The organism is Enterobacter sp. BIDMC 29 (assembly GCF_019378755.1).
Taxonomy (GTDB): Bacteria; Pseudomonadota; Gammaproteobacteria; order Enterobacterales; family Enterobacteriaceae; genus Enterobacter; species Enterobacter ludwigii.
On record NZ_CP080000.1, the window covers coordinates 160,216 to 173,721 of the forward strand.

Consider the following 13,506-nt stretch of genomic DNA (forward strand, 5'->3'; position numbering starts at 1 on the left):
CCATTTCTGCTCTCATCAACACTCTCCCTGTTTCTCTTCGCTTCGAATAGCCTTTAATCCACAACGTTATTAGGACTTTACTGACTGCATGTAATATATATTTCATTGCATTGAAATATTACTGTCATAAACCTGTAATAATAGACTGTCATTTTAATATCGGATGTCTTTTTTCTGTCATAACTTAAAAATATATATCTGGATAACATTGTTAAGTTCGTGTATTAAATAAAGTACTTATTCCGAAGGGAAGTGACAAACATGGCTACTGCGGTGTTAAACGTTAAGATTGATCAAGCGCTAAAAGAAAGACTTCGCCACTATGCTGAAGTTAATAACGAGAATTTAAGCGTGACGACAGAGAAACTGCTGCTGCTGGCATTCGAAGCGGTAGAAGAGGCGGGAGTATCGGAAGAGGATATTGATAACCAGCATACGGAAGAAGAGAGTGTTTCTCCATTTACTCCTAAAGAAATCAAGGCTCTACGTAAAATTCTTAAGAAGAGAAAATGAAACAACAACTGTCAACTGCCAGTGACTACAACGAGGCCTGCGATCTGTTGCGTTCAGGCTACGTGAAGCATGTACGTCTTGGCTGGAATGTAGGAAGTGATGAGTTCTTTCGTATTGCGTCTGACTGGTGTGATACCGGCGCAAAAATAAAGAAAGACGGTGAAAATTTCGTTATTTCACTGAAAGGTTTTCCTATTCCTCCTCAGCACTAAATCCTGAATGGTGAAAACTGCTGACTGTATCTGTGACAGTCAGCAGTTTTTATTTTATGATCCACTTCAAATTTTTTATATCAAACCAGACTTCTTTTTATTGATGGCACGTTTTTATTCAGGGCGAGCCACAAGGGTTTAATTCTCAGTAATGCCTGTTCAAGCTCAGCCGGATCGAGTGAAAAGGGCATACGTAAATACCGATCAAACGCACCCGATAAACCAAACCGCGTGCCGGTCCCCAGGTTGATTCCCAGTATCTCTGCGCGTGCAGCAAGCTGTGTTGCCAGCATCCCCGGCAGTTCAATCCAGTAGGAAAGCCCGCCTTCCGCTTCATGGAATGTCCATTCAGGGAAGTGCTCGCGCAACAGCGCGCCGCATTGGTCTCGTCGTTCCGCCAGCATCTTCCGGCGAGCAGGCAAAAACGTTTCGCTGTTATTGATAAGCCACAGCGTCGCCAGCTGTTCGAGCATGGGCGATCCTAAATCCAGGGTATCCCGCGTCTGGGCAAGCGTAGCGATGGTGCGCGAGGAGGCACGGATCCAGCCAAGACGAAGGCCGCCCCAGAAACTTTTTCCGGCAGAGCCTAACGTTATCACGGTGGCCTGCGGGTTAAATGACGCCAGCGGCGGCGGCGGGGGCGAGTCAAACCACAGATCCACCATCGTTTCATCTACTACCAGCGTCGTGCGGGTTTGCGCGGCAATCTCGGTGATTGCCTGACGGGTGGGAATATCCATGCATCGCCCGGTCGGGTTATGAAAATCGGGCATCAGGTATGCCAGGCGCGGCGCTGTCTGGGCAAGCGTTGCGGCAAACCCATGAGTATCCCAGCCCGTTTCCGGCAGCGACACGCCCACTGGACGGCACTGCGCTCCCTGAATGGCGGCGATCGCCAGCGGGTAAGTGGGATGATCGACCACGACGCGATCCCCCGGGCCGGTCATCATCCGCAGGACCAGCGCAAAACCGCTGACCGCACCATTGACTACCATTACCTCGTCTGTCCGGGTCGGAAGCCCCCGCGCGGTATAGCGTGCGGCGATGGCTTCCCGCAGCGCCGGCAACCCAAGCTGATCGTAACCCGTAAGCGAGAGATGTTGCGTAATGGCCGTGAGCGCATGGGTATAGGCCTGGTGGATCTCAGGCCCGGCATTGAGCGCCGCGGTGGAGAGATCCAGCGCGGCACTGGCTGCTGAAAGGGTTGGCACGGCGCGTGTGTCGGGCAGGATCACGCGTGAACCGCTGCCGTGGCGGCTTTCGAGATAACCTTCCTCACGCAGATGGGCGAGTGCGCTGCTGATGGTGGTCCGGCTCACATCCAGCGCAGTGGCCAGCTCCCGCTCGCCGGGTAGACGGGTGTTAAGTGCCAGTCGGCCATCAAGAATTAACAGGCGTAATGCATCCGCCAGCTGACGCCAGAGCGGGGTCCGGGACGAGGTTTGTTGCCAATGGCCTAACAGGCGTACCAATGACTGGCTTCCGAAGCGGCGAGATGACATGTGCAGTCCACTATTTGAAAACTGGACATTAATCATAATGCCATTTTCGCTCAAGATGAAAGCCTGGTTCACTGGAGAAGATAAAAATGGTACGTCGTCTGCTACAACTGTATGTCGGTTTAGGGCTGTATGGGCTTTCAACCACGATGTTTATTCGTTCGGATCTGGGGCTCGATCCGTGGGACGTCTTCCACCTGGGCGTGGCGATCCAGCTGGGGTTGAGCATAGGAATGGTGATTATTTTAACCGGTGCGGCGGTACTCCTGCTGTGGATCCCGCTGCGTCAGATGCCTGGTCTGGGAACCCTCAGTAACGTGATTATTATTGGCCTGGCGGCAGATGCCTCCATGGCCCTGATCCCCGAGGTGACCTCGCTGCCCCTGCGTATCGCGCTGCTGGTGGCTGGAATTGTCGTGAACGCGATAGCCACCGGTATGTATATCGGTGCCGGTTTCGGGGCGGGCCCGCGCGACGGTCTCATGACCGGGATCCATGCCCGTATGGGATGGTCCATCCGCAGCGTGCGTACCTCGATTGAAGTGTCCGTGCTGCTGATTGGGTGCATGCTGGGCGGAACGTTCGGGATAGGCACCGTCGCGTATGCGCTGACCATTGGCCCGCTTATCCAGATCTGCTTGCCTCTGTTCCGTTATAAGCCGCGCGTTGAGAAGACTCCCCAGCCGGAGCGGGTTGTTTAATTCTGCGAAGCGCTCACATGTTTTCATGGCGTCGCTGTGTCAGAATAGTGGCCTTCGAATGACGCGATGCCAGAATGCATGAAAGCAATCACTCTTTATGATGTTGCCCTCCTTGCGGGGGTTTCTTATCAGACCGTTTCCCGTGTGATTAACGACGCGGAGCATGTCTCTGCCCGCACGCGGGAAAAGGTGCAGCAGGCGATGGCGGAACTGCACTACGTCCCCAATCTCAGGGCACAACAGCTGGCGGGTAAACGTACCCGTACGCTTGGCCTTATTACTACCGATCTGGCGCTGCACGCCCCTTCGCAAATTGTTTCGGCGGTAAAATCCCGGGCGGTTGAACAGGGGGCGAGCGTGCTTATCTCAATGGTGGAACATCCACAGCAGTGCCAGTCTGCCCTTCAGGCGTTGCTGGCGCAGCGTGTGGAAGCTCTGCTGGTGAATGTGCCGTTGGAGAATTCTCATGCTGAAGCGCTAAAAGCCCTCGCATCGCCCATTCCGGTGCTGTTTCTGGATGTCTCACCCTCGGCTCAGGTAAACAGTCTTGTGTTTAATGCAGAGCAGGGTGCTCGTCTCGGGATTGAGCATCTGCTTTCGCTGGGGCATGAGCGTATAGCGCTGCTGAGCGGACCGGAGAGCTCTGTCTCTGCCCGGGCACGTCTCGCAGGCTGGAACGCCACGCTGGCACAGGCCGGGCTTGAGGCTGTCGCGGTGGCGCACGGCGACTGGAGTGCGGCAAGCGGCTATGAGAAAGGACATTTGCTGTTATCTGCCGCGCAACTCCCGGATGCGATAGTGGTCGCGAACGACCAAATGGCGCTGGGGGTGATGCGCGCCTGTGCGGAAAAAGGGACTGCGATCCCGGGCCAGATGTCGGTTGTCGGGTTCGACGATACGGCAGACAGCGCCTGGTTTTCTCCCCCACTGACCACTATTCGCCAGGCTTTTCGCGAGGCCGGCGAGCGAAGCGTGGAGTGGCTGCTGGCGCCAGTTGAGGGTGACGCATGCTGGCAGGTTCAGCTTCCGGTGACGCTGGTGACCCGCCATTCTACCGCTCGCCACGATCCGCAGCAGATCGAACGCGAGGATCTGGCACAGCAGCTCAGGAGCCTGGCGCTAGCGGCTGAGCAACTTGCCCGCCGGTAAGACTTTTGTGATCTGACTCGCTACCCCGCGATCCGACGCTTTACCGCACCCGGTAGCCAGGGCATGTTAGCTAAAATTGTGAGCGCTTCGCAAAGAGGTTAATATGTCCAACACTCCATCGCTGACCCTCAGCGCACTTCTGGCTCGTCGGGACTGGGAAAACCCGGGGGTCACCCAGTGGAACCGCCTGGCAGCACATGCTCCCTTGCACAGCTGGCGTGACGAACACTCTGCCAGAGAAGACGGGGGAACCGTCAGCCGACGCCTCCTTAACGGGGAGTGGCGTTTTAGCTTCTTTCCTGCGCCAGAGCAGGTTCCTTCGGTATGGGTCAGTGAAGATTGCGCCGATGCCGTGCTGATGCCCGTGCCCTCTAACTGGCAGATGCAGGGGTTCGACATGCCCATCTACACCAACGTGACCTATCCGATCCCCGTAAACCCACCGTTTGTGCCGCAAGAAAACCCAACCGGTTGTTACTCGCTCACATTTGAGATGGATGATGCCTGGCTACTGAACGGCCAAACCCGCATTATCTTCGATGGCGTGAACTCGGCGTTTCATCTGTGGTGTAACGGTCAGTGGATCGGTTATTCACAGGACAGCCGACTGCCCGCCGAATTCGATCTCTCAGCGGTGCTGCGCCCTGGCCAGAACCGCATTGCGGTCATGGTGTTGCGCTGGTGCGACGGGAGCTATCTGGAAGATCAGGACATGTGGCGCATGAGCGGGATTTTCCGCGATGTGTCGCTGCTGCATAAGCCAGAGACGCACATTGCCGATTATCAGGTTGTGACTGACCTGAATGCGGAGCGGGATCGCGCGGTGCTGAAGGTGGATCTCGCGCTCGCAGGCGCACAGTTTGCGGAGTGTGAGGTGGCGTTTACCCTGTGGCGCAACAGCGGAAAATGCGCCAGTGCCACCGGGCGGCCGGGCACTGCCGTTGTCGATGAGCGCGGCGGCTGGGCCGAGCGGCTAACGGTGACGTTCCCCGTTGAGGCGCCTGCCTTGTGGAGTGCGGAAAGGCCGGAACTTTATCGCCTGACGATGACCCTTCTGAACGCGCAGGGTGAGGTGCTGGAAACGGAGGCCTGCGATGTGGGGTTCCGCCGCATAGAGATCAGCAATGGCCTGCTGAAGCTCAACGGTAAACCCCTGCTGATCCGCGGCGTTAACCGGCATGAGCATCACCCGGAAAACGGCCAGGTAATGGATGAAGCGACGATGCGCCGCGATATCGAACTCATGAAGCAGCATAACTTCAACGCCGTGCGCTGCTCGCACTATCCGAACCATCCGCTGTGGTACACGCTTTGCGACCGCTATGGTTTGTATGTCGTCGACGAAGCCAATATTGAAACCCACGGCATGGTGCCGATGAGTCGCCTTGCTGACGATCCGCGCTGGCTCCCTGCCATGAGCGAACGCGTCACCCGCATGGTGCAGCGCGACCGCAATCATCCTTCGATTATCATCTGGTCGCTGGGGAATGAGTCCGGCCATGGCGCGAACCATGACGCACTGTATCGCTGGCTGAAAACCACCGATCCGACGCGTCCGGTGCAGTACGAAGGCGGTGGGGCGAATACGGCAGCGACCGATATCGTGTGCCCGATGTATGCCCGGGTCGATGAGGATCAGCCCTTCCCGGCGGTACCGAAATGGTCTGTTAAAAAATGGATCGGCATGCCGGATGAAACGCGTCCGCTTATTCTCTGTGAATACGCCCACGCGATGGGGAACAGCTTCGGTGGTTTTGCCAAATACTGGCAGGCGTTTCGCCGCCATCCTCGCCTGCAGGGGGGATTTGTCTGGGACTGGGTTGACCAGGCGCTGACCAGAAAAGACGAAAATGGCACACCGTTCTGGGCCTACGGGGGAGACTTTGGCGACACGCCCAATGACCGCCAGTTCTGCCTTAACGGGCTGGTTTTTCCCGATCGCACACCGCATCCGGCGCTGTATGAAGCCCAGCGCGCTCAGCAGTTTTTCACCTTTACGCGGATAAGTATGTCTCCGCTGGTGCTTGAAGTCCACAGCGATTACCTGTTCCGTCATACCGATAACGAGGTGCTGCGCTGGACCCTTGTCCGTGACGGCAACGTGCTGGCCAGGGGGGACGTGACGCTTGCCATTGCTCCCCAGGGCACACAGCGTCTGGACATCAACCTGCCAGCGCTGGCGCCTGAAGCGGGTGACGTCTGGCTGAACGTTGAAGTGCACCAGCCGCGGGCGACGCCGTGGTCACCGGCAAACCATCGCTGCGCGTGGGAGCAGTGGCCGGTTCCGACGCCCCTGTATATCGCCCCGCCAGTGCCAGAAGGTGTACCGCCGGTGTTAACGCAAACTGGCGACGTGCTTGAGCTGGTGCATCAGCAGCAACGCTGGCAGTTCAACCGCGCGTCAGGACACCTGACGCAATGGTGGCGCAACGGCGTTGAAACGCTGCTCTCACCGCTGACGGATAACGTTAGCCGCGCACCGCTGGACAATGATATTGGCGTGAGCGAGGCCACGCGAATCGATCCTAATGCGTGGGTGGAGCGCTGGAAAGCGGCAGGCATGTACGAGCTCACCCCGCGATTACTGCACTGTGAAGGAGAGCAGCATGCAGCCGAGGCGGTGGTGAAAACCCTGCATGTCTGGGAGTATCGCGGTAAAGCGCTGTTCCTGAGCCGTAAAGTCTGGCGGGTGGACGATCGGGGCGTTTTGCATGGCGATATTCAGGTCGATATTGCGTCTGATATCCCGGAACCGGCACGCGTAGGCCTGAGTGTTCACCTTGCCGCAACGCCGGAAACGGTTCAATGGCTGGGGCTTGGGCCACATGAAAATTACCCGGACAGAACGCTGGCGGCTCAGCAGGGGCGCTGGACATTACCGCTGGAAGCCATGCACACACCTTACATCTTCCCGACAGAAAATGGTCTGCGCTGTGATACCCGTGAACTGCTGCTGGGCGCGCATCGGCTGAATGGCCTGTTCCATTTCTCCGTCAGCCGCTACAGCCAGCAGCAGTTGCATGAGACAACTCACCATCATCTGTTGCGCGAGGAGCCGGGGTGTTGGTTTAACCTGGACGCGTTCCATATGGGCGTGGGCGGTGATGACTCGTGGAGCCCCAGCGTCTCGCCGGAATTTATTCTGCAGAAACGCCAGCTTCGCTATACCTTCAACTGGCAGCAGAACCCTGACTGAGCAAAGAGGCGGCCACAGCAGTGGCCGCCTCGCTTACGCCAGGATACCGCTCAGGCCGTGCAGGCTCATGTAAATCCCGACCACAGTAATCAGGGCAGCGGAGATCCACGGTGCTTTTCGTGAAAACTCGCTGAAACCCGGCCAGCGTTTTGTCGCATGCTTAAGGCTCAGGGCGGCAATTGCACCGGAAGCGACCAGCGTTAACGCCAGACCAATACTGAAGCTGAATACCAGCGTTGCGCCGAGGGCAAAATGCTTCAGCTGCAGGCAGATGAGCAGGACCGTGATTGAGGCCGGGCAGGGGATAAGCCCTCCGGTCAGGCCAAACAGTGCAATTTGTCCGGTGGTAACGTTCTGGCCGTTGAAGCGGCGGTTAATATCCTGTGCATGCGCGCGCTGGTGGGCGTCCTGCCACTCTTCTTCAACCAGTGGATGCCCATGGTCGTGATGATCATGATGGTGGTCATGGTCATGGTCATGGTCGTGATGATCATGATGATGGTCATGGTGATCGTGATGATGGTGGTGATCGTGTGGCTGACTCTCCTTCCAGGTTCGCCAGGCCATCCACAGGGCGATCAGCACGATCAGTATCCCCGAGACCAGCTGGAACCAGGGCTCAGACGTATGCGCATCCCAGCCCCGGCCAAACCATAATCCTGCCATGGCAATGATCCAGACCACCGCCGTATGGGAAAGCGTTGCCGCCAGACCAAGCAACACCGCCTGTTTCAGCGTACCGCGAATAGCCACAATAAACGCGGCCATCATCGTTTTGGAGTGGCCCGGCTCCAGGCCATGCAGCGCGCCGAGGAGGATAGCGCTGGGTACAAACAGCCAGGCATTGCCCTGCTGCAGGAGTGAAGCAAAATCGTTCATGGAAAATTCCGGAGTGGAAAGCGTGTTCAGATACTACTCCCCCCCAGTAGTCTAATACTACCCCCCAGTAGAAAAATACTCAGGGGGAGTAGAGCATGATATGCTTTAAAAGCCATACGATGAGGGAGACAGAGATGTCACATACGGTTCGCGACAAGAAGATGTTATTGACTCGCCTGAAGAAAATTCAGGGGCAAAGCGCTGCCCTGGAAAAAATGCTCAATAGCGACCACGAATGCGCCGACGTGTTACAACAGCTGGCGGCGATCCGCGGCGCGGTAAACGGCATGATGATGCAGGTGATCGAAGGTCATCTCACCGATCATGTGGTGAAAGAGCCTGAAGAAGCTCAGCGCGAAGCCGATCTTGGCGTCGTGTTACAGGTGATCAAATCCTATCTTAAGTAGGATGTGTTTTGAGGTTATCTTCCGCCCAAAGAATAAAGTCCGCTTTCGGCAACGCCTTGCTGTAGTACCAACCCTGCCCATACTGCACGCCGTGACGACGTAGCCAGGCGAGTTGCCCTTCGGTCTCCACGCCTTCCGCAACCATCGCCAGCTTCAGCGATTTTGCCATTTCAATAATGTGTGGCGTCACGTTTTTATATTCCAGTGCATCCACAAACGCTTTATCAATTTTTAGCGTGTCGACATCCAGATCCTGCAGGTAGCTCAGGCTGGAATAGCCCGTACCGAAATCATCAATATAGATTGCGTGGCCTGAATGACGAAAGGCGGAGATGGCCGGTGCGCTGATTTTAGGATCGGCAAAGCCGCGCTCGGTTAACTCAAGGGCGATCTGTTGCGGATGGACTTTCCACTTATTCATTAAGTGACTCAACAGTGGCGGGAGTTTTCCCGAGGTCAAATCGGCCGGCGCGAGGTTAATGGAAATATGCTGACCGGCGTGAAGGTGCAGCCAGTAGCCCATATCCTCAAACACCTTTTCAATGACCAAATGCGTCAGCTGCGAGATGAGCCCCGTTTGCTCAGCAAGTGGCACAAAAATATCCGGTGAAAGGCTGCTGCCGTCAGGCTGGGGCCAGCGGGTTAGCGCCTCTGCGCCCACAATCTTCCCGCTAGAGAGTTCAATAATGGGCTGGTAATGCACCACAAATTCCCGGTTATTGATGGCGTCAAGCAGGCGGTTGCGTGGCGACTGGATGCGACGCAGCAATCGTAAAACAAAGAGTGCGGCAAGCAGACTTATCAGTATGCCGAATGGCAGCCAGATGAGAAGTTGCTGGTGCCAGGTTTCAGCCAGCGGTTTTAACGCCGCCCAGGCGACCACCGTAAACCCCAGTTCAGGAACAGGCTTCATAATGTATATCGAGCCGTTGTACTGAATACGGGTGACGCCCTGATCCTTAACCAGATTGCGGATATGCGGATCGAGCTTGCTGCTGCTGGCAAAAATGAGATGTGATTTGCTGCCCACCAGGGCGGCATCTGTGGCGATCTCACCAAAAGGGATCACATCGACAAGCGAGGCAGGATCCACCAGCACCAGATAGTGGCCCCGACCCAGGACCGCCATGTAGCGGCTAAAACCGAGATCGTTTTGCGTGGTGAGCCATGCGCCATAACCATCTTCCGTGATTCGCATGGGCGGCGGGAAAGGGGCCGACTGACTGGTTTGTTCCAGGGACGAGCAAAGGGGTTCAAGATTGTTGATATAAATAACTTCCTGAACATAACGCCATGAAAAAGCGACCCGCCGCATCTCCCTTAAATGCATAACGCTACAGGGGATCCCTTTAAAGGTCTGCAGGCTATTGAGCGCTTCCTTTGCATCATCCACCACCCTGGCGGTACGTATCAGCACGCGTGAGGCATAGCTATCCAGCGCATCGACAAACTTATCTTCCGCCTGGCGATGTGCCAGCCAGATGCTCAGGCTAATCGGAACCAGCACCGCAATGATAAGTACGCCGGTCACCAGACTGACCAGATGTCGGGTTTTCATGGTGCTGTTTCCTTCCTCTTATGCCCGCTCCTGGGCGCTGAAAAACCTGCCAGAGGAGAAAGATTTTACCGCTAAATGATAAAGTTATAGCACGCGCAGGTCATGATTTACGGCACAACAGAAAATATCGTCGGGGCAGAGGGGTTGTTTTTTCAGCAGGGGTTAGATATCATTTTGTTATGTTATAACAAAACATAAAGAGTTTACGATGAAACCAGATATCCACCCAGCCTATCGCACCGTGGTGTTCCACGACACCAGTGCTAATGAATACTTTAAAGTCGGCTCAACCATTAAGACCGACCGCGAAATTGAACTCGACGGTGAAACGTATCCGTATATCACCATCGAGGTCTCTTCAAAATCGCACCCGTTCTACACCGGCAAGCAGAAAACGTTCTCGACGGATGGCAGTGCGGCGCGCTTCCGTAAGCGTTTCGGCGGCTTTCTTAATGCGAAGCGGGGATAACCATGCAGGTACTTAACTCATTGCGCAGTGCAAAACAGCGTCACCCGGATTGCCAGATAGTCAAACGCAAGGGACGCTTATACGTGGTTTGCAAATCCAATCCGCGTTTTAAGGCGGTTCAGGGACGTAAGAAAAGACGCTAGACGCGTGTTTCGCGCCAGCTTTCCAGGGATCTTTTTTGGTTGCCATCGGCAGTAAAATTGTCGGTGGCAAGCCAGCCTTCAAAGGCACTCGCCAGCGCCGGCCACTCTTTGTCGAGAATTGAAAACCAGTCGGTATCCCGGTTATGACCTTTCGTGACCAGCGCCTGACGAAAACGCCCCTCAAACTGAAAGCCAAGACGCAGTGCCGCCTTGCGCGAAGGCGCGTTCAGGCTGTTGCACTTCCACTCGTATCGACGATACCCAAGGGTGTCGAACACGTATCGCATCAGCAGATATTGCGCTTCCGTCGACATCGGCGTGCGGCTGAGCAGCGGGGAGAAATGAACATGTCCCACCTCCACAACGCCATTGGTTGGATCGATCCGCATCAGAGCCAGCGTGCCGACCGCAGACTGGGTCTGGTTGTCGATAACGCTAAAGTGAATCGGATCGGATAAGTCACGCACGCTCTCTACCCACCCTGCAAACGCCTCTGCGCTGGCATCCGGCTCACGCAACAGCCACGTCCAGCTGCGGGTATCTTCGGCCAGAGAATACGCGCTGAACAACGCCTCAGCGTGCTCCACCCGCAGCGGCTCAAGGCGACAATAGTGGCCCTGAAGCACCACACGTGAAGGGTGCTGGCGGGGTTGCCAGTCGATAAGCGCCTCGCCTACTGGCTGTCCAAACTCATTGAATGTTTTCATTTTACTGTCCGTGACGTTGATAAGAACGCCAGACTAGTGAATTACTGGTTCCTTAAAAAGTGCCACTCAGCTATGTTTTGGTGGTACCACGGGAGGCGAGATGAACATACCGGGCGATGAATTTTATACTTTGCTGAATGCCGCGTTGAAAGCGCGGGGGGAAGAGACGCTGCAGCGCGCGCTGTATCATGCACTGCGTGAAGCGATACTGTGCGGCAAGCTACACGCCGGGAGCCGGCTTCCCGGTTCGCGAATGCTGGCTCAGCAGCTCTCGCTTTCACGGAATACCGTCAATGCGGCGCTGGAACAGCTGACGCTCGAAGGGTATCTGCTGCGTAACCGCCAGGGGACGCGGGTGGCGCAGCTGGCGCAGCGTACGCTCGTTCAGGCATTGCCGGACTCTGCCGTCGCGCTCGGCAGCCGGGTCGCCTCGCTGCCTGCGCCGGTGCCGCGTGATACCCCGGTTCCGGCATTTACGCCGGGAACACCGGCCATCAACTACTTTCCCCTGCCGCTGTGGCGGCGCTTGTACGACCGGGTTCTGCGTGAAGAGGGCAGCGCGCTCTTAGGGTATGGCGATCCTGCGGGGGAGCCGTCGCTGCGGGCGGCCATTGCCCGCCATCTTGCCCTCTCGCGCGGCATTGACTGCGATGCCAGTCAGATAGTAATGACCGAAGGCGCGCTTGAGGGGGTAAACCTTTGCACGATGCTGCTGAGCGAACCCGGCAGCGTCGCGTGGGTGGAAGATCCTGGCTATGGTGGGGCTAAAAGCGCCTTTGTCAAAGCGGGCTTAGTCATGACGGGGATGCCGGTTGATGACGAAGGCATGTTCTGGGAAGGGCTGGATACGCCGTCCCCTGCGCTTATTTTCACCTCACCTTCGCACCAGTTTCCGTACGGAAGCGTGCTCAGTGCGCGGCGACGCCTGGCGCTGCTGGATCTGGCCCGGCAGCATAACGCCTGGATTATTGAAGATGATTACGACAGCGAGTTTCGTTATTCCGGTGAGCCCGTGCCCGCAATGCTGGGAATGGTCAACAATGCGCCGGTTGTCTATCTCGGTACCTTCAGCAAAACCCTCTTTCCGTCGCTGAGAATGGGGTTCATGGTGTTACCTCCGGCGCTGGCAAAAGCGGCCCGTCAGGCCATTGGCGCGCTGCTGCGTGGCGGGCATCGCGCCGAACAGCGAACCCTGGCGCTGTTTATTGAGGAAGGACATTATGCCCGCCACCTTGCCGCCATGCGCCGGCTCTACCGTAAGCGCTACCGACAGCTGCGTGAGGCGCTGAGTGCCGAGCTTCATACCCCGCATCGCATTCTGGCGGGTGAAGGGGGGATGCATCTGACGCTGGCAATAGACGGCATCGACGACCAAAAAGTGGTCGAGCAGGCGAGGGCGTTTCAGCTGGCACCCGCTGCACTGAGCGGGTATTACCTGGAGCCGAAGCAGGGGCAAACCGGTCTGGTGTTAGGTTACGGCAATACCTCTGCTTCTCAGTTTGTGTCGGGTATCCGACGCATACAGGCTTTAATCACACAGCAGCAGGACGGGAAAGGGTAAAGACATCATAAAAAGAGAGCTGACCTTTGGTGGATACCATCTTCTGCAGCTTCTCTTTTTGCACTGTTTCAACCGCGGGGGAGTGCATGATGCTTTCGATCAGCTCCGGCGGCACGTAACGCGTGTTATACCATTCACCGTTATAGCAAACCCGGAAATCAAGGACGTCGATATCTTCGTAGCGGTAGCGGGGATTAACGTCAAAAAAGAAAAAGGCGTTAAACACCACAAACAGAATGACAAGCAGCCAGACGGAGTCCACCAGAGTTTCGGACTTCAGCATCACAATCAGTGTCGCCAACCAGGCGGCATACATTGCGACAAACAGTCCAGGGTGTTTGCGAATAAAGCTGATGCTAAAGCGCGGGCGATTGTCGCGCTTTTCGCGGTGATTAAGATCGTCGATGGTGGCAGTAAGCAGGCGCTGTATCTCGGTCATTTTTTGCCTTTATGAGAATTGACAATACAGGATGTCTGCCAATTTTAGGGGAGCCATTTGGCTGAAAAAAGTA

At 56.2% G+C, this 13,506-nt stretch carries 14 protein-coding genes; 9 read left to right on the forward strand and 5 right to left on the reverse strand.

Translation table 11 applies throughout. The features are described 5' to 3' along the window. Positions 1–261 precede the first annotated feature (261 nt). Complete coding sequence (locus tag JTA15_RS00755) at positions 262–513, forward strand: hypothetical protein (protein ID WP_020885198.1); 252 nt, start codon at positions 262–264, stop codon at positions 511–513. Continuing rightward, positions 510–725, forward strand: a complete 216-nt coding sequence (locus JTA15_RS00760; RefSeq protein WP_014168888.1) for a hypothetical protein — start codon at positions 510–512, stop codon at positions 723–725. Before JTA15_RS00755 ends, JTA15_RS00760 begins: the two co-directional genes overlap by 4 nt. An 80-nt stretch (positions 726–805) precedes the next feature. Here JTA15_RS00760 and JTA15_RS00765 read toward each other — a convergent pair whose 3' ends face one another. Continuing rightward, positions 806–2,227, reverse strand: a complete 1,422-nt coding sequence (locus tag JTA15_RS00765) for a PLP-dependent aminotransferase family protein (protein WP_025204848.1) — start codon at positions 2,225–2,227, stop codon at positions 806–808. Between the two features lie 86 nt (positions 2,228–2,313). Between JTA15_RS00765 and JTA15_RS00770 the strand changes: the two genes are divergently transcribed. The 3 genes from JTA15_RS00770 to JTA15_RS00780 all read left to right on the forward strand — a co-directional run bounded on the left by JTA15_RS00770 (position 2,314) and on the right by JTA15_RS00780 (position 7,270). Then, positions 2,314–2,925: a YitT family protein gene (locus JTA15_RS00770; RefSeq protein WP_032677524.1), complete on the forward strand. Its 612-nt coding sequence runs from the start codon at positions 2,314–2,316 to the stop codon at positions 2,923–2,925. A 78-nt stretch (positions 2,926–3,003) separates the two neighbouring features. Next, positions 3,004–4,074: a LacI family DNA-binding transcriptional regulator gene (locus JTA15_RS00775; protein ID WP_032677525.1), complete on the forward strand. Its 1,071-nt coding sequence runs from the start codon at positions 3,004–3,006 to the stop codon at positions 4,072–4,074. Between the two features lie 103 nt (positions 4,075–4,177). Further along, positions 4,178–7,270, forward strand: a complete 3,093-nt coding sequence (locus tag JTA15_RS00780; protein ID WP_219372741.1) for a beta-galactosidase — start codon at positions 4,178–4,180, stop codon at positions 7,268–7,270. 33 nt (positions 7,271–7,303) lie between these two features. On the opposite strand, the gene JTA15_RS00785 is transcribed toward JTA15_RS00780, so the two are convergent. Beyond that, entirely contained in the window at positions 7,304–8,149 is an 846-nt protein-coding gene (locus JTA15_RS00785) for a nickel/cobalt efflux protein RcnA (protein WP_219372742.1), read from the reverse strand. Between the two features lie 134 nt (positions 8,150–8,283). Between JTA15_RS00785 and JTA15_RS00790 the strand changes: the two genes are divergently transcribed. Beyond that, complete coding sequence (locus JTA15_RS00790) at positions 8,284–8,556, forward strand: metal/formaldehyde-sensitive transcriptional repressor (protein WP_020885193.1); 273 nt, start codon at positions 8,284–8,286, stop codon at positions 8,554–8,556. Here the strand turns inward: JTA15_RS00790 and JTA15_RS00795 are convergent. Further along, positions 8,549–10,114, reverse strand: coding sequence for an EAL domain-containing protein (locus JTA15_RS00795; RefSeq protein ID WP_219372743.1), 1,566 nt, complete (start codon positions 10,112–10,114; stop codon positions 8,549–8,551). The genes JTA15_RS00790 and JTA15_RS00795 overlap by 8 nt on opposite strands. A 208-nt stretch (positions 10,115–10,322) precedes the next feature. Between JTA15_RS00795 and JTA15_RS00800 the strand changes: the two genes are divergently transcribed. Further along, complete coding sequence (locus tag JTA15_RS00800) at positions 10,323–10,583, forward strand: type B 50S ribosomal protein L31 (RefSeq protein ID WP_010428154.1); 261 nt, start codon at positions 10,323–10,325, stop codon at positions 10,581–10,583. Positions 10,584–10,585: 2 nt separating this feature from the next. Then, on the forward strand, positions 10,586–10,726 hold the full coding sequence (gene ykgO / locus JTA15_RS00805) for a type B 50S ribosomal protein L36 (RefSeq protein ID WP_219372744.1): 141 nt from the start codon (positions 10,586–10,588) through the stop codon (positions 10,724–10,726). Here the strand turns inward: ykgO and JTA15_RS00810 are convergent. Then, complete coding sequence (locus tag JTA15_RS00810) at positions 10,723–11,433, reverse strand: GNAT family N-acetyltransferase (protein ID WP_181240139.1); 711 nt, start codon at positions 11,431–11,433, stop codon at positions 10,723–10,725. The two genes, ykgO and JTA15_RS00810, sit on opposite strands and share 4 nt — an antisense overlap. Before the next feature lie 100 nt (positions 11,434–11,533). Between JTA15_RS00810 and JTA15_RS00815 the strand changes: the two genes are divergently transcribed. Beyond that, the gene (locus JTA15_RS00815) at positions 11,534–12,994 is read left to right on the forward strand and encodes a PLP-dependent aminotransferase family protein (protein ID WP_181240138.1); all 1,461 of its coding nucleotides are present in this window, start codon (positions 11,534–11,536) and stop codon (positions 12,992–12,994) included. Here the strand turns inward: JTA15_RS00815 and JTA15_RS00820 are convergent. Continuing rightward, complete coding sequence (locus JTA15_RS00820) at positions 12,966–13,433, reverse strand: YlaC family protein (RefSeq protein WP_020885189.1); 468 nt, start codon at positions 13,431–13,433, stop codon at positions 12,966–12,968. The genes JTA15_RS00815 and JTA15_RS00820 overlap by 29 nt on opposite strands. Positions 13,434–13,506: the final 73 nt, after the last annotated feature.